This window comes from Variovorax sp. KBW07, assembly GCF_003852515.1.
Lineage (GTDB): Bacteria > Pseudomonadota > Gammaproteobacteria > Burkholderiales > Burkholderiaceae_C > Variovorax.
The window spans coordinates 1-20,608 of record NZ_QAJK01000012.1 but is presented as its reverse complement, the minus strand read 5'-3'; the positions used below and the strand labels follow the sequence as shown (position 1 = coordinate 20,608).

7 protein-coding genes are annotated in these 20,608 nt (G+C 70.7%); all 7 read left to right on the top strand.

The annotated features are described in order from the left end of the window. Positions 1-115 precede the first annotated feature (115 nt). Positions 116-12,088, top strand: a complete 11,973-nt coding sequence (locus DBV14_RS02280) for a filamentous haemagglutinin family protein (protein ID WP_124457578.1) — start codon at positions 116-118, stop codon at positions 12,086-12,088. An 85-nt stretch (positions 12,089-12,173) separates the two neighbouring features. Next, entirely contained in the window at positions 12,174-12,707 is a 534-nt protein-coding gene (locus DBV14_RS02275) for a sigma-70 family RNA polymerase sigma factor (RefSeq protein WP_124457577.1), read from the top strand. Continuing rightward, complete coding sequence (locus DBV14_RS02270; protein ID WP_124457576.1) at positions 12,704-13,723, top strand: FecR domain-containing protein; 1,020 nt, start codon at positions 12,704-12,706, stop codon at positions 13,721-13,723. Before DBV14_RS02275 ends, DBV14_RS02270 begins: the two co-directional genes overlap by 4 nt. Positions 13,724-13,849: 126 nt before the next feature. Beyond that, positions 13,850-16,345, top strand: a complete 2,496-nt coding sequence (locus DBV14_RS02265) for a TonB-dependent receptor (RefSeq protein WP_221621865.1) — start codon at positions 13,850-13,852, stop codon at positions 16,343-16,345. A 74-nt stretch (positions 16,346-16,419) separates the two neighbouring features. Beyond that, positions 16,420-16,929, top strand: coding sequence for a sigma-70 family RNA polymerase sigma factor (locus DBV14_RS02260; RefSeq protein WP_124457575.1), 510 nt, complete (start codon positions 16,420-16,422; stop codon positions 16,927-16,929). Between the two features lie 7 nt (positions 16,930-16,936). Further along, positions 16,937-17,992, top strand: coding sequence for a FecR domain-containing protein (locus DBV14_RS02255; protein WP_124457574.1), 1,056 nt, complete (start codon positions 16,937-16,939; stop codon positions 17,990-17,992). Positions 17,993-18,062: 70 nt separating this feature from the next. Further along, positions 18,063-20,531, top strand: coding sequence for a ferric-rhodotorulic acid/ferric-coprogen receptor FhuE (fhuE, locus tag DBV14_RS02250; RefSeq protein ID WP_124457573.1), 2,469 nt, complete (start codon positions 18,063-18,065; stop codon positions 20,529-20,531). Positions 20,532-20,608: the final 77 nt, after the last annotated feature.

Genomic DNA, 20,608 nt, shown 5'->3' with positions numbered 1-20,608 from the left:
TTGGCGGGTCTTCGCCGCTGCAACGTCTAGGTAGCAGCCGGTGTCCCGGCGATCGCATGAACGCGGTCGCCTGGACATCCGAAGAACACCTCACGTTTCATACGGACCCGTCACCATGTCGTTCCGCCAGCCGTCGTCTTCCGTCTTTCCGTTACCTTTTCACCAACGTGCACGGCTGAAGCCCGTTGCGCATGCGATCGCACTGCTGGCCTTTTCGGGCATGACCGGCTTGACCGGCGCGGCCCAGGCGCAGCAGGCCTTCAGCGCGGGCTGGATGGCGCAGAAGAACATGGCACAGGGCGTGGCCGAGGCCACGGGCCGGCTGCCCAATGGCCAGCCGGCCTCGATGCTCACCAGCCCGCAGGCGCAGCAGCAGCGGGCCAACCAGGAACTGCAGCGTTCGCTCGGCAACCTGAATCTCGCAGCCCAGGGCATCGCAGCGCAGCAGGCGGCGCAAGCGGCCGCGCGCCGTGCCGCCCAGGGCGAGGCTTCGGTGCCCGACGGCCTGGCGGAAGGGGGGCTGAAGGTCGACAGCGCGAGCCTCACGGCGGGCTGGCTCAACGCAGAGCGTCCGCAGCAAGGCAGCACGCCCGATGGCCGCACGAGCGTGACCATCCGGCAGACCGGCGACAAGGCCATCCTGAACTGGGAAACCTTCAATGTCGGCAAGGCGACGACGGTGGAGTTCCAGCAGCAGAAGGACTGGGCCGTGCTCAACCGCGTCAATGACCCGCAGGCGCGGCCGAGCCGCATCCAGGGGCAGATCAAGGCCGACGGCACGGTGCTGGTGGTCAACCGCAACGGCGTGGTCTTCGGCGGCACGAGCCAGGTCGACACGCGAAACCTGGTGGTGGCAGCCGCGAACATGAGCGACGCGCAGTTCCAGAAGAACGGCATCTACAGTGCGCAGGCTGGCGGACAGCCCGCGCCCGCCTTCACCGAGGCGCTCGGCAAGGTCGAGATGCAACCCGGCGCGCGCATCGCGACGCGGCAGCCCGCGTCGGTGACGCAGGGCGGCGGCTACGTGCTGCTGCTGGGCACCGAGGTGCACAACGCCGGCGAGGTCGCCACGCCGCGCGGCCAGGCGCTGCTGGCCGCGGGCGACGGCTTCATCATCCGCAAGGGCGCCGGCACCGTCGGCAACACTTTTTCGACCACGCGCGGCAACGAGGTCGCGCCGCGCTTCGCGCCCGACAGCACGGCCGGCCTGGTGCGCAACAGCGGCCTGATGGTGGCGGCCGAGGGCGACGTCACGCTGGCCGGACGCGACGTGCGGCAGGACGGCGTGGCCTTGGCGACCACCACAGTCAACACGCGCGGCACGGTCCACCTGCTGAACGCGGCGAGCGACACGCGGGGAACCGTGACGGTCGGCCGCAACGCCGTGACGGCGGTGCTGCTCGATGCCGACCGTGGTGCGAACGCACTCGACAGCCAGCGCGAAGCCTTCATCAAGGAGTCGGCCGACCTCGACCGCCTGCGCGCCAATGCGGAGGTGGGCGTTTTCGACAACCTCTCGCGGCTGCAGGACCGCCGCGACCTGTCGCGCATCGAGATCGTGAGCGGCGGCGACGCGCGCTTCGAGGGCGATTCGCTCACGCTCGCCACCGGCGGCCAGGTTTCGGTGAGCGCGACGCGCCGGGCCTTCGTCGCGAAGAACGCGCAGCTCGACGTGTCGGGCGCGGTGGGCGTCAGCGTGGCGATGGCAGCCAACAACGTGCTGGTGAACATCCAGGGCAACGAGCAGCGCGACGCGCCGCTCAACCGCGACACCGGCAAGCTCAACAACGCCAGCGTGTGGATCGACCGGCGGCGGCTCACCTACGTGCCGGCCAAGGCCGGCGTGTACGACAAGGACCGCTGGTACACCGCCGGCGGCCTGCTCGAAGTGGGCGGCTACCTGGGCAACCAGCCGCACAGCCTGGGCGAGTGGATGGCGCAGGGCGGCACCGTGGTGCTCGGCGGGCGCGAGGTGGTGACGCAGGCGGGTTCGGCCATCAATCTCTCGGGTGGCACGCTCGACGTGCAGACCGGCTATCTCAACCAGAGCTGGCTCAAGGGCAGCGACGGCCGGCTCTACCGGCTCGACAAGGCGCCGTCGGACGTGGTGTTCGACGGCCTCTATCGCGGCTTTGAAGACGAGCACGCGCGCTGGGGCAGGAAGTCCACCGGCTACTTCTACAACCCGCTGATCGGCCCGCAGCGCCAACTGGAAAACGGCTACACGGTGGGCCGCGATGCCGGCCGGCTGGTCGTCAACGCCCCCACCGCCGTGCTCGAAGGCGACATCGCCGCGCAGGTGTTCACCGGCGCGCAGCAGACGCAGGCGCGCGGGGCGGCGAACGATGGCTACGTGCAGCCGCACGGCGCGGTGGCGCAGGCCGGCACGCTGGCGCTGCGGCGGCTCAACGGCGTGGGCGCGGACGGTGCGCACGACATCCGCGTGCGGATCGGCGACGTGGCCGACATCGGCGACACGCTGGGGCCGGACGCACCGCGCGCCGGCGCGCTGCCGGCCGACCGCGTGGGCACCGTGCAGATCGACGCCCGCCGCCTCGCCGGCTTCGGCCTTGGCGGGTTGACGCTGGTCACGGCGGGCGAGGTGTCGATCGAACGCCCGCTGCAGCTGGCCGACGGCGGGCGGCTCGACGTGCTGGCCGCGCGCACGCGCATCGATGCGGACGTGACGATCCGCAGCGGCGACATCAGCGTGGGCAACGTCGCGCCGGTCATGACCATCGGCAGCCCCGGGCCCGGCCAGTTGCTGATGCGCGAAGGCAGTGCCGCCTTCGTGCTGGGCGAAGGCGCGCGGCTCGACCTGCGCGGCCGCTGGACCAACCACGTGCGCGACGGCCGCCCCGAAGCCGACATGGCGTTCGCCGACGGCGGCAGCCTGACGGTGCGCATGATCGACGGCGCCATCGCGCTGGAGCGCGGCAGCGTGGTCGATGTGTCCTCGGGCGCGACGATGGGGCGCGACGGCAAGCTGCGCGGTGCGCGCGGCGGCGACGTGAGCCTGCAGGCCGGCGCCCGGCTCGTGAGCGACAGCGGCGTGGAGCCGCCCGGCAGCGCCACGTTGAGGGTCGATGGACTCATCCGCTCCGAGGGTGTGCTCGGCGGCGGCACGCTCACGCTGGAGTCTCCCGGCGGCCTGCTGTTCGGGCGCGACGATTGGCTGCAAGGCGGCGTGCTGGCGGCCGGTGCGCCGGCGCCCACCGCGCTGCGGCTGGCGAACCCCTTGCGCATCGGTGCCGGCGAGCGGCTGCCGATGGACCTCGTGCTGGAACTGACGGTCGCCTTCACCGATGCGCCGCTGCCCCCGGGGGCGACGCCTGTCCTTGCCAGGCCCCTGGACACGGCCGCCGCCTGGACCGTGCCCACCGGCTTCTCGGTCTATACGGCGCAGGGCTATTGCCCGGCCGGCACCTTGCTGCCGGCCGGCACGCGCATCACGGGCATGGGCCAGTTGCCCGTGGGCGGGGTGCTGCCTTCGGCGGTGTTTCCGCAGGGCATTCCGATCCAGGCGCTGCGCTTTGCCCAGGCGGCCGGCAAGATCACGCCGCTCGCCGTGACCTATGCGGCAGGCAGCGACGTTGCCCGCGGCACGCACTTTGCGCAAGAGATCTCGTTCCAGCCGGTGCAGCAGCTCGCACCCGAGCTGCTGCGCAGCGGTTTCTCCAGCTACCGCATCGCCAGTGCCAGCGGCGTGCGCGTTGCCGGCGATGCCGTGCTGCACCCGCAGATGCCGGTGCTGCGTGCGAACGCCGCCGCGCGCGACATTGCCACCGGCGCCGATCCGCAGGCGACGCTCGAAAGCTGGCTGCCGCCGCTGTATCTGGAAGACCCGGCGCGGCGCCGCCTGACCCAACGCGGCGGCGCCGACCTGTCGCTGCAGGGCGCGGTGCTCGAAGTCGCGCAGGGCGCGCGCATCGAGGTCGACGCGGGCCGCAAGGTGCGGCTGATGTCGGCCGGACAACTGACGATGGAAGGCCGCATCGTGGCGCCGGGCGGCGACATCGTGCTGGTCACCGAAGCCGTGCGCGGGCCCAGATACGCGCCGGGCCTTGCACCGGCCGACACCGCCATCTGGATCGGCGGCGATGCCGTGCTCGACGCCGCCGGTCGCGCCTACACGGCCATCGACAGCGCCGGCCTGCGCTATGGCGTGGCACCCGGCGGCGGCTCGGTGCGCATCGGCATGGACGACTTCACGCGGGCCGACCGCGACTTTCTTTCCGCGAGCCGGGCCTTCGTGGTGTTGCGGCCGGGCGCGCGGCTCGATGCCTCGGGTTCGGCGGCCGACATCGACGTGCCGGCCGACAGCGCACGGCGCTCGGCCGCGCGATCGCTGCAGCTGGTGGGCGACGGCGGGTTGATCCGCCTGGGCTCGTCGCGCGGCATCGTCAACGACGCCTCGCTGCGCGCCGCGGCCGGCGGCGAAGGGGCGGCCGGTGGCGTGCTCAGCCTGGCGCTGGACAACCCGCCGAGCAACCCGCACCGCATGGTCGTGTTCGGCATCACACAGGACCGCGTTAACAGCGGCGCGGCCGCCGGGCTGCGTCCCGGCATGGCCGACGCCTCGCTGGCAGACGGTCGCGCGCGCATCAGCGTGGCGCAGGTGCGCGAGGGCGGCTTCGGCACGCTCGATCTCTGGAGCCGCGACCTCTTCAGTTTCGAGGGCGATGTCGACCTGCGGCTGCCCGAGGCCCTGATGCTGCGGCGCGGCGTGCTGTCGGTTGCCGACACATCGCCGCGCGCCCGCGTGTCGCTGGCGGCGCCCTATGTGCTGTTCGACGGCAAGGTGCCGATTGCCATCGACCAGAACGAGTTCATGTCGGGGCTGCAGTTGAACAACGGGCTGGGGCTGCTGTCCGCGGCCCGCAACGACGCCCGGCTGTCGGTCGAGGCCGACCTGATCGATGTGCGGGGCCTCAATTTCCTCGGTGGCTCCGGCGCCACCCTGCGGCGGCTCTTCCCGAATTCCGACAACTTCCAGTACGAGGAAAAGCCGGTCGATGCGGCCGGCTTCGATGCGGCGTCGCTGACCAGCCGGGGCGACTTGCGCTTTACCAACGGCCTGCTGGCCAGCGGTGGCGACATGACCGTGACCGCCGCGCAGATCTATCCCACCACGGGGGCCAGCGGAGAGATGCGCGTGGGCATGCGGGGCCAAGGCAGCTCCGGCGATCCGTTGCGCTTCGACGAGGCGCGCACGCTCACGCTGCGCGCGTACGAGAGCGGCGGCAAGCGACCGGCCACGCCGCCCTCGGTCTTCGGTTCGCTCACGCTGGCGGCCGCGCAGATCGACCATGGCGGCGTGCTGAGCGCGCCGCTGGGCACGATCCTGTTCGGCATCAAGACGCGGGTCTTCGAGGGCAGCGTGCCTCCCACTACGCAGGTGATGAACGTGCTGCTGCGCGACGGCAGCATCACCTCGACCAGTGCACGCGGCCTCGACCTGCCGTACGGCGGCACCGTTGATGGCCTCAACTACCTCTACAACGGCCAGGCCGTGCGCTTCTCCGACCTGGCGGAAGTGGCGGGCGACCCGTCCGACCCGCACGACGTGTACGTGCGACCCGGCATCGTGTTCAGCCAGACGCGGCTCGACGCGCAGCCGGGCTCGCTGGTCGACATTTCGGGCGGCGGGCAGTTGCGCGGCGCGGGCTTCTTCACCGGCCGGGGCGGCTCGGTGGACGTGCTGCGCACGCCGCTGGTCAACGCCAACCCGGCCCATGCCTTCAGCAGCCCCGGCGCGGGCGTGTTCGCCATCGTGCCGGGCTTCGACGCAGGTTACGCACCGGTGTTGCCCGACATGGGCGCCGGCGCGCCGCGCGTGGGGCAGCAGGTGCGCTTCGACGCGCCCGTGGGCGGCCTGCCCGCGGGCACCTACACGTTGCTGCCATCGACCTTTGCGCTGTTGCCCGGCGCCTGGCGCGTGGAGCTGGGCGCACGCGGCGAGCAGCAGCAGTTCGATGCGCTGCGCGCCAGCGGTTCGCAGCGCGCGAGCGGCTACCTGGGCATTGCCAACACCGGCGTGCGCGATGCGCTGCCGACGGCCATGACGCTCACGCCGGGGCAGGCGGTGCGCAGCCTCTCGCAGTACAACGAAACAGGCTATGCCGACTTCGCGCTGGCCAATGCCGCCGCGTTCGACCGCGTGCGTCCGCGGCTGGAGCGCGATGCGCAAAGCCTGCACCTGCACTTCGGCAATGCCACCGGGCGGTTGCTCTCGTTCGCGGGGCGCGTCGACCTGGACGCCGCCCCCGGCGGCCTGGCGGGCAATGTGTTTCTTACCGGCTCGCGCCCGATGGAGGTGCTGGCGCCCGGCGCCGCCGCCACGTCCGGCTACGCAGCGTTCGACGCCGCGCAACTGTCGGCCTTCAACGCGGGCACGCTGATCGTAGGCGGCCTCTACGGCCTGCGCGAAGCCACGTTCTACGACCCCAACGGCGGCCTCGTGCAGCTCGGGCGCCGCGTGACCTTCAGCTCGATGGCCGCGGAGAACGTGGTCGTGCGCGAGGGCGCGCACCTGTCGGCGGGGCAGATCTTCCTGGTGGGGCGCAACGTGCGCGTCGAACGCGGCGCGCTGCTGGACACCACGCAGGGGCCCACCAACAGCCTCGACTCGTCGCTGGGCTATCTTTTCTGGGACAACTCGAATGCCTACCGGCTGGCCATCCTCACGGTGGCCAACGGCCGCATCGATTTCTCGGCGCCGGACGGCACGCCCACGGCGCCGTTCAGCACGATCCGCGTCGACGACGGCGCCATGCTGCGCACGCGCGGCACCATCGGCTTCCTGACCACCGGGCCGGTGTCGCTGGGCGAGGCGGAGTTCAATGCGCGCTACCTGAGCATCGCGGCGCCGACCATCAACGTCGGCACGCTGGCTTCGTTCGCCGCCGCCGAATCGCAGGGTGTGCTCGGCTCGGGCGTGCGCCTCAGCCAGGGCATGCTGGAGCGGCTGCTGCGGCCCGGCACGGCGGGGCAGGCGCGTGTCGAGCGGCTGAGTCTCACGGCGGGCGATGCGCTGCGTTTCTTCGGCGCGGTCGATCTCGACATGGGCGCGGCCGGTGCCGACGACGGCGCGTTGCTGGTGCTGGCCGCACCCGCCATCCAGGGTTGGGGAACCACGGGCGACACCGCGCGCGTCGTGGCCGACACGCTGGTCTGGAGCGGCCTGTCGACCGGACTCGGAACGCCCGGTTCGCCCTTCGTGAGCCGCCGGCCGGGCGCGGTCGTGCCGGGCGGCGCGGGCACCGGCAGCGGCCGGCTCGCGTTCGAGGCACGACGCATCGAGTTCGGCGATGCGTCCGGCATGCGCGGGCAGGACCAGGTGGCGCTCGACCGCCTCGTGCTGGGCTTCTCGTCGGTCTCGCTCGATGCGAGCGAGCGCATCACGGCCAACCGGCGCAACACGCTCTCGGTGTTCGAGCGCGGCACCGATGCCGCGACGGGCAGCGGGGGCGAGCTGTCGCTGCGCACGCCGCTGCTGACCGGCGAAGCGGGCTCGTCGATGGTCTATCGCACCGGCGGCGCCGTGCGCATCGGTACACCCGTGGGTGTGGCGCCGGCCGGCACTTCGGGCATCGATGCATTGGGGGCGGACATCCGCCTCGCGGGCCGCACGGTGGCGCTCGACACGGCCGTCGCACTGCCCGGCGGGCGGCTGGCAATCGATGCCGCGGAAGGCATCCGCGTGGACGACAACGGGCAGATCGACCTGGCCGGCCGCGCGCTGCGCTTCTTCGACGTGACGCGCCACAGCAGCGGCGGAGAGCTGGTGATGGAAACCGGGAACGGCGCCATCGAGCAGGCGGCGGGTTCGCGCATCGACGTGTCGGCAGCGGGCAAGCCGGCGGGGGCGGTGCGTGCCACGGCCGTGGGCAACGGTGGCCGCGTGAGCCTGATGGGCCGCGTCGACGGCGGCTCGCCGTCGGCGCGCGAAGCCGGCAGCATCGACATCCGCGCGGGCGTGCTCGACGATTTCAGCGGGCTCAACCAACGCCTCAATGCCGGCGGCGTGATCGGTGCTCGCCGCTTCGTGGTGAAGACGGGCGACATCGTCATCGGCGACGAACTGCGCGCCAACCGCATCGAGGTGTCCGCCGATGGCGGCTCGTTGACCGTCAATGGCCGCGTCGATGCGAGCGGCGACGACCCCGGCACGATTCGCCTCGCGGCGCGCGACGACCTGCAGCTGTCGCCGCGCGCGGTGCTCGATGCGCGCGGCACGCAACTGCGCCTGGACGGGCGCGGCCAGGTCATCGAGGCGATGAACCGGGGGCAGGTCGAGCTGGCCTCGGCGGCGGGCACGGTGCGGCTCGAACCCGGCGCCGCCATCGACCTTCGCTCGGCCGATGCGGTGCCGCGCGGCGAGCTGCGCATTGCCGCACGCCGCATCGGCACCGACGACGTTGCGGTGAGCGCGCCGGCAGGCGTGGTGGTGCAGGGAGCGGCGAGCATCGCGGTCGATGCCTTCGCCCGCTACACGCCGGCCGATGGCGTGGTCGACCAGGCTTACTTCGACACGCTGCATGCCGACAGCACGGCCTTCATCGACGCGGCCGGCGCCAACGGCGCGCTGCGCACGCGCCTTGCGGGGCTGGCCGCGCGTGGCGATGCCTTCCACCTGCGCCCCGGCGTGGAGATTCGAAGCACGGGCGACCTGACCGTCAGCCGCGAGATCGATTTCTCGGGCTACCGCTACGGCCCCGGTGTCGACGCGGCGGTGCGCGGCTCGGGCGAGCCCGGCACGGTGGTGATGCGCGCGGGCGGCAACCTCATCGTCAACGGCAGCATCTCCGATGGCTTCGAGCCGCCGCCGGTGACGCCCGACGACGGCGGCTGGACGAACCGCGACGACGGGCAGGGCCGCATGATGGCCGTGGCCGGCATGCTCGCGCCGGGCATGCGCTCGTGGTCGATGCGGCTGGTGAGCGGTGCCGACCTGGGCTCGGCGGACAGCCGCACGGTGCAGCCGAAATCGAGGCTGAGCGAGGGCGGCGACCTGCTGCTCGACGATCCGCACCAGCAGAGCCTGGCGGGCTTCCCCGACCATGCGCTGTCGGTCGTTCGCACCGGCACCGGTTTTCTTGAACTGCTGGCCGGTGGCGACTACCGGCAGAAGTCGCTGTTCGGCGTGTACACGGCCGGCACGCAGATCGCGGGCAGTGAAGCGTGGGACACCGAGCGCGCACGCGCCTACGACGGTTCGGTGCTGGGCGGCGGCAACGAAGGCTACGAGGCCACGCTGAACGCGCGCCGCATGTACTTCACGCAGGGCGGCGGCGACCTGCTGCTGTCGGCGCAGGGCGACGTGCGCGGCTTCATGACGGCCGATTCGAACATGGCACGCACCGGCAACGACGTCGGGCGCTGGCTCTGGCTGCAGGGTGGGGCCGGGCTGGGCCAGTCGGCCGCGTGGGGCATCAACTTCGGACAGTACCGCCTCGACGGACTGGTCGGTGCCGTCGAGATGGTCGGCTTCAGCGGCATCGGCACGCTCGGCGGCGGCCATCTCACGGTGCGCGCGGGCGGCGATGCCGGCTCCGACCGGAAGGTGACGATGGACGACATGCTGTCGCCCCTGACCACGCCGGCGCTCGACCTGGTGGTTGCGGGCACCGGCCGCATGACGGCCGATGGCAGGCTGCTGCAAACGGGCGGCGGCCGGCTGACCTACGAAGTGGGCGGGCGGGTCAACACCGGCGTCGATCCAGCCGACGTGCAGGCCACGGCGGGGCAGGTGGTGAACCTGCGCGGCGACACCTGGGTGCGGGCCGGCTCCATCGGCCAGACGCTGGAGACGAGCTACGGCCTGAGCCGGCAGAACGATCCGCGCGCGCCCGATCCGCGCGTGCCGCGCGACCGGCTCGGTTTCGGTCCGCTGGGCGTGATCGTCGGCGACGGCACGGTCCGCATCGAGGCGCGCGGTGACCTGAACGTGAGCACCGGCCGGGACGCGGGCCGCGTGCCCGCGCGCGGCGGCGAGACGCAGGCGGCCTTCGGCGGCATCGAAGGCGCGGCGAACAACTGGTTCACGCTGTGGACCGATCGCAGCGGCATCGAGCTGTTCGCGGGCGGCGGCGACATCCTGCAGCGACGCCCCTACGGCGGCAGCGAGATGCGCTACGACCCGGGCCGCTTCATCGCGGTGGCGGCGAACGGCTCGATCACCACCAGCCTGACGCTGGCGCCATCGCGGCAGGGCCAACTCGAACTGCTGGCGCGTGACCATGTGTTCGGCGACCCGGCGATGTCGGGCGGATCCCCCGACCTGCTCGCCACGCCGGAGAAGCCGCTCTGGCAGCTGGCACGCCAGGCCAGCAACTACTACCTGCCGGTCGGCACGCCCTCGCCCGAGGCGCAGGATTTCTACGAGGCGCTGTCGGACGGCGGCGTGCTGTTCGGTTTTGGCGCGGACCGGGCCACCAACCTGCACCGCGGCGATAGCGAGCCCATTCGCATCTACGCGAAGGACGGCGACGTGACGGTGGCTGTCGGCCGCCGGACGCAACGCACCGAGGCCGGCGTCGCGGTCGAGTTCCAGACCATCGCCGCCAAGCGGATGGAGGTGCGCGCGGGGCGCGACATTCTTCTGTCGGGCGTGGTGCTCAACACCGACGGGAGCGACATCACGCTGCTGAAGGCAGGGCGGGACATCCTGAACCTGACGCTCGACATCGGCGGACCGGGGCTGCTCTCGGTGTCCGCCGGGCGCAACATCCAGCAGCAGGGGCTGCCCGGCGCGGCCGGCACCATCAACAGCATCGGCCCGGTGGTGGAAGGCGACGCGCGCGACGGTGCCGCCATCGTGCTCGCGGCCGGGATGGGCGCGAAGGGCGGCCCCGACTACGCCGGTTTTGCCGCGCGTTATTTCGATGCGAAGAACCTGGCCGACGCGGCACTGCCGCTGGCCGACCAGGCCGGCAAGGTCGCCAGGACCTACGAGGCCCGCCTGCTCGAATGGATGCGCCAGCGCTTCGGCTATGCGGGCGATGCGGCGGGCGCGCTGGCCGCGTTTCTTGCGCTGGGCGAAGAGCAGCAGGGCGTGCTGGTGCGCGAGGTGTACTTCGAGGAACTGCGCCAGAGCGGGCGCGAGTACAACGACGCCGGCAGCCGCCGCGCCGGCAGCTACCTGCGCGGGCGCAACGCCACGGCGGTGCTGCTGCCGCGCCGCGATGCGCAGGGGCAAGCCGTCGACCACCAGGGAAGCATCAAGTTCCAGGGCGCGGCGGGCGTGCACACCGACTTCGGCGGCGGCATCCAGGTGCTGGCGCCCGGCGGCGGGCTCACGGTGGGGGCCAACGGCGTGCTGCCGCCGCCGAGCACCGGCCTGCTGACGCAGGGCAAGGGCGACATCGAGATCTACACGCGCGACAGCGTGCTGCTGGGCCTGTCGCGCATCTTCACCACCTTCGGCGGCGGCATCGTGATCTGGTCGGCCGAGGGCGACATCAATGCCGGCCGGGGCTCCAAGACCACGGTGGTCTACACGCCGCCCAAGCGCGAGTACGACATGCTGGGCAACGTGAAGCTGTCGCCCAACGTGCCGAGCACGGGCGCGGGCATCGCCACGCTGGCGCCGATTGCCGAGGTACCGGCCGGCGACGTGGACCTGATCGCGCCGCTGGGCACCATCGACGCGGGCGAGGCGGGCATTCGCGTGTCGGGCAACGTCAACCTCGCGGCGCTGCACGTGGTGAACGCGGCCAACATCCAGGTCAAGGGCGAGTCGAGCGGGCTGCCGGCCGTGGCCGCGGTGAACGTCGGCGCGCTGACCAACGCGAGCGCCGCCGCATCGCAGGCCAGTGCCGCCGCGCAGGACGTGATGCAGCGCGAGCGCAATGCCGCGCGGCAGGCGCTGCCCTCGGTCTTCACGGTGCGTGTGCTGGGCTTCGGCAACGAGCCGCTGCCGGGCACGGGCGGCGGCGGTGCCGATGGCGGCGCGCCGCGCGGCGGTGGCGGCAACGAGGCGGGCTACCGCAAGGGCAGCGCGGTGCAGGTGCTGGGCGACGCGGCCATGGGCGCGTCGGAACGCAACCAGCTCACGCCGGCGGAACGGCGCAGCCTGGGGCTTTGAACGGGGTCAGGCGGATGATGCATAAAATGAGAACAATTCTTATTTGCGCGGCCCCGGCCGCCATGTCCCGTCCGTTCCGTCCGCCATGGCCGCCGATTCCGCTGCTCTTCTTCATCACCCGCACATCCACGCGCTCTACAGCGACCACCACGGCTGGCTGCAGGGCTGGTTGCGCAAGAAGCTGGGCAATGCCTTCGACGCGGCGGACCTTGCGCAAGACACCTTCGTTCGCATCCTTGCCGCGCCGGAGCACACGCCAGAGAAGCAGGGCGACTGGCAGTTGCGCGAGCCGCGCGCCTACCTCACGGTGGTCGCCAAGCGGCTGCTGGCCAACCTGTACCGCCGGCGTTCGCTGGAGCAGGCCTACCTGGAAGCGCTGAGCGCGCTGCCCGAGCCGCAGGCGCCGTCACCCGAGCAGCAGGCGATCATTCTGGAAACGCTGCAAGAGATCGACGCCATGCTCGACGGGCTGGCGTTGCCGGTGCGGCAGGCCTTTTTGATGGCGCAGCTCGAAGGGCTGGGCTACGCGGAGATCGCGACCCGGCTGTCGGTGAGCGAGCGCACGGTCAAGCGCTACATGGCCGAGGCGATGGCGCGCTGCATCCTGCTGGTGGCATGAGCGCAACGAGCAGCGCACATGGCGCCCACAACACGCACAGCGGCGTGGCCGTGGACGAAGGCGTCGCCATGCAGGCGGCGCAATGGTTCTTCCTGCTGCAGTCGGGCGAGGCCACGGCGGCGGACCACGCGCGATGGACGTACTGGCGCGAGGCCGATCCGGCGCACGAAGCGGCCTGGCAGCGCGCCGAGTTGGTGAGCCGCAAGTTCGGCATGCTGCCGGGCGCGCTGTCGATGCCGGCGCTGGGCCGCAAGGTGCGCGCCGACCGCCGCACGGCCATCAAGACGCTGGCCGTCCTGCTGACCGCCGCACCGGCGGGCTGGCTGGCGTGGCGCGCTTCGCCGGCGCGCGAATGGATGGCCGACCAGCGCACCGCCACCGGCGAGCGCCGCGAACTGCGCTTGCCCGACGGCACGCGCATCCAGCTGAACACCGCGACGGCGATCGACATTGCCTACGACGCGAAGCAACGCCTGGTGCGGCTGCGCGCGGGAGAAATCCTGATCGACACCGCGCCCGATTCGGTGGCGTCGAGCGACCCGGCGTACCGGCCCTTCATCGTCGAGACCGCGCAGGGGCGATTGCGCGCGCTGGGCACGCGTTTCGTGGTGCGGCAGCACGAAGACCGGCGCAGCCATCTCGCGGTGCTCGAAGGCGCGGTGGAAATCCGGCCCGATGACGCGCGCGGGTTAGCCGTGGTTCTGAAGGCGGGCGAGCAGGCCGCGTTCTCCGCATCGGCGGTCGGCGAGATCGCGCCCGTGGGCCCGGAGGCCGACGACTGGTCGCGCGGCGTGCTGCGCGCAAGGAACATGCGGCTGCAAGACTTTCTTGCCGAGCTGGGCCGCTACCGGCCGGGCGTGCTGCGTTGCGATCCGGCCGTGGCCGACCTTCGCGTGTCGGGCGTGTTCCAGCTGCGAGACACCGGCCCGGTGCTCGACAGCCTGCCGCAGGCGCTGCCGGTGGACGTGCTCTTTCGCACGCGCTACTGGGTGACGGTAGTGGCACCGGGCGGCTGAAGCGCAGGCCCGCGCCGGTCGTCTGCGCGAATCGAAATCTTTTTGTCCCGGCGTGTCCCCTTTCTTTTTCTCGCGTGTGAAGCCTTGAGGAACAGCAACTTCACACCTTTCGCGAGAGATCACTTCATGGCCCGTCGCCGACCGCTTCTTCCCTTCGATTCCCACCAAGTCTCGCGCGCGGTGCATGGCGCGCTGCTCGCCATGGCCTGCGCCGCGGCAGGCACGGCCACCGCGCAGAACGCACAGAGCGCGCCCGCCACGCCGGCGGCACAGGCCGAGCCGCGCAAGGCCTACAGCATCGCGGCCGGTCCGCTCGACGAGGCGCTGTCGGGCTTTGCCGCCGCGGCGGGCGTGAGCATCACGATGCCGCCCGCGCTGGTGCAGGGCAAGCGGTCGCCGGGCCTGCAAGGCAGCCACGCGGTGCGCGAAGGTTTCGCGCGCCTGCTGGCTGGCTCGGGGCTCGAAGCGGCTGGCGGCTCGGGCGGTTCGTATGCGCTGCGTTCGTCGGCCATCGGCGGTCCGGTGGACAGCGAAACCAGCGGCTCCACGCTGGAGGCGGTAACGGTGACGGCGCAGGCCGAGCGCAGTGCCACCACCGAAGGCACGCAGTCGTACACCGCGCGCGCCGTGACGCTCGGCAAGGGCGAGCAGTCGCTGAAAGACATTCCGCAATCGGTGAGCGTGCTCACGCGCCAGCGCATGGACGACCAGGGCCTGGTCGACCTGCGCGACGCGGCCAACAGCGTCACGGGCATCGTGGGTGTGAAGGGCGTGGGGCCGGGAATGATCCTGTCTTCGCGCGGCTTCCAGATCGACGCCTGGCAATACGACGGCGTGCCGGTGCCGCGCAACATGTATTCGCTGGGCAACTGGGCCAGCGAAGACACGGTGTTCTTCGACCGGCTCGAAGTGCTGCGCGGCGCCTCGGGCCTGCTGCAGGGCACCGGCAGCCCGGGTGGCGCGGTCAACCTCGTGCGCAAGCGCGGGCAGGCCGAGAAGACGCTCACGCTGACGGGCAAGGCCGGCTCGTGGGACCGCTACGGCGCGCAACTCGATGCCGGCGGTCCACTCAACGCCGAAGGCACGCTGCGCGGCCGCGTGGTGATCGACGAAGACCGTCGCCATTCGTTCACCGACTACGAGTGGAGCAACACGCGCTCGCTGTACGCCGCGCTCGACTACGACCTCTCGCCCGACACCACCGTGGGCATTGGCGTGAGCAACGCCGACATGAAGGGCCGGCCGATGCTGCGCGGCTTTCCGCGCTACCCGGATGGCCGCGACATCGGCCTGCCGCGCTCGGTGTTCACGGGCGCGGTGTGGAACCACACCTCGGTCGAGCAGACCACGCTGTATGCGGACCTGGCGCACCGCTTCAACGACAACTGGAAGCTGAAGGTCTCGGCGTTGGGCATGAACGAGAAGAACAGCTCGCGGCACCAGCGCATGCACGGCGACGTGGAGGCCGATGGCAGCGGCCTCGACTTTGCCGACTGGGACACGGCCTTCAAATCGCGCAAGACCGGTTTCGACGCCTACCTGAACGGGCGCTTCGAAGCGCTGTCGATGCAGCACGAAGTGACCATCGGCGCGAGCTACATGAAGTTCTTGTCGAACGACAGGTACGCGCGCCGCTTCAGCGGCGGCGGCAACATCTTCGCCATCGACCACTACCGTCCGCCGCAGAACTACCAGACCATCCTCGCAGCCGGCGGGCGCGCGAGCGACCCGCACTACGACGTGCGGCAGAAGGGCATCTACGGCACCTGGCGCGCCAAGCTCGCGGAGCCGTTGACGGCCATCGTCGGCGCGCGCGTGAGCTGGTACGACTACCTCTACACCGTGCGCGCCCAGGATATTCGCAGTACCGTCAAGACGTCGGGCGAGGTCACGCCTTATGTGGGACTGGTGTACGCACTGAACAAGCAATGGTCGGCCTATGCGAGCTACACCGACGTGTTCGAGCCGCAGACCGAACGCACCGCAGCGGGCGACGGGCTCAAGCCGATCATCGGCAGCAACTACGAACTGGGCGTGAAGGGCGAGCTGATGGACGGGCGCCTGAACACCTCGCTGGCCGTGTTCCGCTACGACCACAAGAACCGCGCCGTGGCCGACTACGACGCGGGCTATGCCTGCGACGGCTGGTACTGCTCCAAGTCGTCGGGCAAGGTGCGCAGCCAGGGCATCGAGGCCGAGGTCAGCGGCGAGATCGCGCCGCGCCTGCAGCTCACGGCCGGCTACACCTTCAACACCACGAAGTTCCTGGAAGACCCCGACAACAAGGGCAAGGTGTTCAGCCAGTGGACGCCCAAGCACATGCTGCGCGTGTGGGCCAGCTACCAACTGCCCGGCGACTGGAGCAAGCTCAGCGTGGGCGGCGGCTTCACGGCGCAGAGCCACACGCTGGGCTACGACCGCACGTACAAGGTGCCGGGCTTCACGGTGTGGGGCGCGCGCCTGGCCTACCAGGCCACGCCCGAAGTCTCGCTGGCCGTGAACATCAACAACATCTTCGACAAGCGCTACTACATCCCGGCCTTCAACGAGACCAACGGCAACAACAACTATGGCGATCCGCGCAACGTGATGTTCACGGTGAAATACACGCCGAAGCTGTGACGCCGCGGGCGGCTGTAAAATGAGAACCATTCTTATTAAGTGGCGGCAGCCAGGCCGCCGAGCCGCCCGCCACCATGTCTGCCGCCGCCACCGAAGCAGCCTTCCAGCAAGTCCACACGCTGTACAGCGACCATCACGGCTGGCTCCAGTCGTGGCTGCGCAAGAAGCTGGGCAACTCTTTCGATGCGGCCGACCTGGCGCAAGACACCTTCACGCGGCTGCTCACCGCGCGCAACCCTGAAGCCATCGCGCAGCCGCGCGCCTACCTGACAAGCGTCGCCAAGAACATTCTGGTGAACTGGTACCAGCGCCAGGCGCTGGAGCGTGCGTACCTGGAGGCGCTGGCCCACGTGCCCGAGCCCGAGGCGCCGTCGCCCGAGCAGCGCCTGCTGATCCTGCAGACGCTGCACGAGATCGACGCCATGCTCGACGCGCTCAAGCCGCTGGCGCGGCGCGCCTTCCTGCTGTCGCAGATCGAAGGCATGAAGTACGAAGACATCGCACGCGAGCTTGGCGTGTCGCTCGTCACCGTCAAGCGCTACATGCAGCAGGGCTTTCGCGGTTGCCTGGCGCTGATGGACTGAGCGCGCCATGAAGCAGCTTGCCTTCGAGGCGCCTTCGGTCGCGCCGCCGTCCCGCGCGCTCGACGAGGCCGCCGACTGGCTGGTGCGCCTGAACGACAGCGCCGCCACCGACGAAGACCGCCGCGCCTGCGAGCGCTGGCGCCAGAGCCACCCCGACAATGCCCGTGCATGGGCCCGCGCCGAGCTGCTGATGAACAAGCTCGGCGGCCTGCCTTCGGCACTGGCGATGCCATCGCTCTCGCGGCCCACGCGATCCGCCCAAGCAGGCCGGCGCGCCGCCGTGGCCCGGCTGGCCGCGCTGCTGGCGGCCGTGCCCGCGGGCTGGGTCGCATGGCAGCTGGCCAGCGAACGCGGCTGGACGGCCGAGCACCGCACCGCCACCGGCGAGCGGCGCGAACTGCGGCTGGCCGATGGCAGCCGCCTCACGCTCAACACCGCCAGCGCCATCGACGTGCGCTTCGACGCCACGCAGCGCCTGGTGGTGCTGCGCGCGGGCGAGATATGGATTGCCACCGCGCCCGACAGCGGCGGCGCCCACCGCCCGTTTCGCGTGGCGACCGACAGCGGCACCATGGAAGCACTGGGCACCCGCTTCAGCGTGCGCCGCGAAGGGCCGGCCACGCACGTCGCCGTGCTCGAAGGGGCCGTACGCCTGTCGCCCGGCGGCTGGGGCGCGCCGGCGCCGCGCGTGCTGCAGGCCGGGCAGCAGGGTCGCTTCACTTCGGAAAGCATTGGTGGTTTCACGCCGGCCGACGAAGCCGACGTGGCATGGACGCAAGGCATGCTGCTGGCCGACAAGATGCGCCTGGCCGACTTCGCGGCCGAGCTGTCGCGCTACCGGCCCGGCGCGCTGCATTGCGATGCGGCCGTGGCCGACCTGCGCATCTCCGGCGCGTTCCCCATCGCCGACACCGACCGCGTGCTCGGCATGCTGGTCTCGACCTATCCGGTGGACGCGGTGACGCGGCTGCGCGGCTACTGGGTCACGTTGGTGCCGAAGGGCACATCCAGCGTGCCGAAAGCGTCCGCCAAAGTTTCTGAAAATATTTCGCCCAAGGGGTGAGACTTTTTTTCGTTTCGGCTGGCAAGGAAGGTGAAGAACCCTCCGTTGCCCAACCGAAAGGCCCGCTCCCATGTCCGCTCCCCGTTCGTCCGTTCCGCCGCATCCGCATGCCGAGCGCCGCCTGAATTCCGCCCTTCGCCATGCGCTGCTGATGCTGGCCCTGGGAGGCCTTGTCGGCGCCGGGATGCCCGCCACGGCCTTCGCGGCCGAAGCGGTGTCGCTGGACGCCGCGGCCACCCGTGCCTATGCCATTCCCGCCGGCCCGCTCGGCCGCACGCTGGCCAGCTTCGCGGTCGGCAGCGGCATTGCGCTGTCGTTCGACCCGGTGCTGACCGAGGGGCTCGGCAGCCTGGCGCTGTCGGGCCGCTTCACCGCCCGCGAGGCCATCACGCGCCTGCTGGCGGGCAGCGGCCTGCAGGTCGTGGCGCGCACCGATGGCAGCTACACGCTGGGCCGCCGCCCGGCAGGCAGCAGCAACGCGCAGGGCGGTGTCGACACGCTGGCGCCCGTCACGGTCACGGCCGAGGCCGACCGCAGCGGCACCACCGAAGGCACCGGCTCGTACACCACGCCGGCCACCGCCGCAGCCACCGGGCTGGCGCTGTCGCTGCGCGACACGCCGCAGTCGGTCACCGTGCTCACGCGCCAGCAGATCGAAGACCAGAACCTGTTGTCGCTCGGCCAGGCCATGAAGAGCGTCACCGGCGTCTTCTCGGTGAGCTCCGACACCGACCGCACCGACCTGTATTCGCGCGGCTTCTACATCGACAACTACCAGTACGACGGCGTGCCGACCACGGTCACGACCGACTTCTTCGGCGCCTCGAACAACGACCCCACGCTGTACGACCGCATCGAGGTCGTGCGCGGCTCGACCGGTCTGCTCAGCGGCGCGGGCAACCCGTCGGCCTCGATCAACCTGGTGCGCAAGCATGCCGACAGCAAGGTGTTCGCCGGCGCGGTGTCATTGGGCCTGGGCTCGTGGAACCAGCGCCGCGCCACGGTCGACCTGTCGACGCCGCTGACCGAAGACGGCCGCGTGCGTGCGCGCGTCATCGGCATGGCGGAGGCGCGCGATTCGTACATCGACATGTACCACGGCCGCAAGCGCGTGTTCTATGGCGTGGTCGATGCCGACCTCACGCCCGACACCACGCTGAGCGTGGGCGTGGAGTACCAAGCCAACCGCCCGACCGGCTCGACCTGGGGCGGCCTGCCGCTGGTGTTCAGCGACGGCTCGCCCGCGCGCTGGGACGCCTCCAAGACCGTGGGCACGCCGTGGACGAACTGGGACGCGACCAACACCATCGTGTTCGCCAACCTCACGCACCGCTTCGACAACGGCTGGAAGCTCAAGGCCAACCTGGCGCACCGCAAGAGCGAACAAGACGCCAGGCTGCTCTACCTGTACGGCGACATGGACCGCATCACCGGCACCGGCCTGCGCGCGCTGACCGGCCACTTCGAGCATGCCTTCCGCCAGAACAACGTCGACCTGCAGCTCACCGGCCCGTTCGAGCTGCTGGGCCGCAAGCACGAGGTGGTGGTGGGCATGAGCAACGCGCAGTCGCGCTATGTGCAGGCCAAGCACGCACCCGTCGGCGAGGTGGCCGACTCCGGCAACTTCTACCTGTGGAACGGCTCGTTCCCCGAGCCGGCGTGGGGCCCGCTGAAGGTGTCCGAGATCGACAAGACGCGGCAGACCGGCTACTACGGCGCCGTGCGCTTCTCGCTGGCCGACCCGCTCAAGCTGATCGTCGGCGGACGCCAGAACAGCTGGCGCACCAGCAACTCGAAGGCCACGCGGCGCCATGAGGTGTTCACGCCCTATGCCGGACTGGTGTACGACATCAACGACACGTATTCGGCATATGCGAGCTACACCGACATCTTCCAGCCGCAGAACTACCGCGACGCCACCGGCGCGTACCTCGACCCGGTGACGGGCAAGAGCTACGAGATCGGCATCAAGGGCGAGCACCTGGGCGGCAAGCTCAACACGTCGTTCGCACTCTTCCGCGCGCAGCAGGACAACGTGGCGCAGCGCGACGGCGGCCGGCTGGTGCCGGACTCGACCAACGAGGCCTACCGGGGCGCGAAGGGGGTGCTGAGCAAGGGGTTCGAGATGCAGGTGTCGGGCGAACTGGCGAGCGGATGGAACCTGAGCGCGGGCATTGCACGCACGCTGGCGCGTGAAGCGAACGGCGACCGGGTCAACACGGCGATGCCGTCGACGCTGGTGAACGTGTTCACGACGTACCGGTTGCCGGGCCAGTGGCAGCAACTGACGGTCGGCGGCGGGGTCAACTGGCAGAACCGCACCTACTACCGGTTCAGCGTGGACGACGTGGCGATGCGCTACACGCAGAAGTCGCTGGCGGTTGTGAGCCTGATGGCGCGCTATGCGTTCACGCCGAAACTGTCGTTGCAGGTGAACGTCGAAAACCTCTTCAACAAGAAGTACTACAACAACATCGACGGGCAGGCTTATGTCGGCATTCCACGCAATGTCGTGGCGACGCTGAACTACAAGTTCTGACTGCGGCAGGGGTGTCGATGTGGGGGCGCTGCTTGGGAGCGGGAGCGGGGTCATTCTTGGCTTGTGCGACTGACACC

Bases quoted from the DNA above. Each gene is read 5' to 3' on its own strand.
- DBV14_RS02255 (WP_124457574.1), top strand. From the start codon at position 16,937: ATGAAGCAGCTTGCCTTCGAGGCGCCTTCGGTCGCGCCGCCGTCCCGC.
- DBV14_RS02270 (WP_124457576.1), top strand. From the start codon at position 12,704: ATGAGCGCAACGAGCAGCGCACATGGCGCCCACAACACGCACAGCGGC.
- DBV14_RS02265 (WP_221621865.1), top strand. From the start codon at position 13,850: ATGGCCCGTCGCCGACCGCTTCTTCCCTTCGATTCCCACCAAGTCTCG.
- fhuE (WP_124457573.1), top strand. From the start codon at position 18,063: ATGTCCGCTCCCCGTTCGTCCGTTCCGCCGCATCCGCATGCCGAGCGC.
- DBV14_RS02280 (WP_124457578.1), top strand. From the start codon at position 116: ATGTCGTTCCGCCAGCCGTCGTCTTCCGTCTTTCCGTTACCTTTTCAC.
- DBV14_RS02260 (WP_124457575.1), top strand. From the start codon at position 16,420: ATGTCTGCCGCCGCCACCGAAGCAGCCTTCCAGCAAGTCCACACGCTG.
- DBV14_RS02275 (WP_124457577.1), top strand. From the start codon at position 12,174: ATGGCCGCCGATTCCGCTGCTCTTCTTCATCACCCGCACATCCACGCG.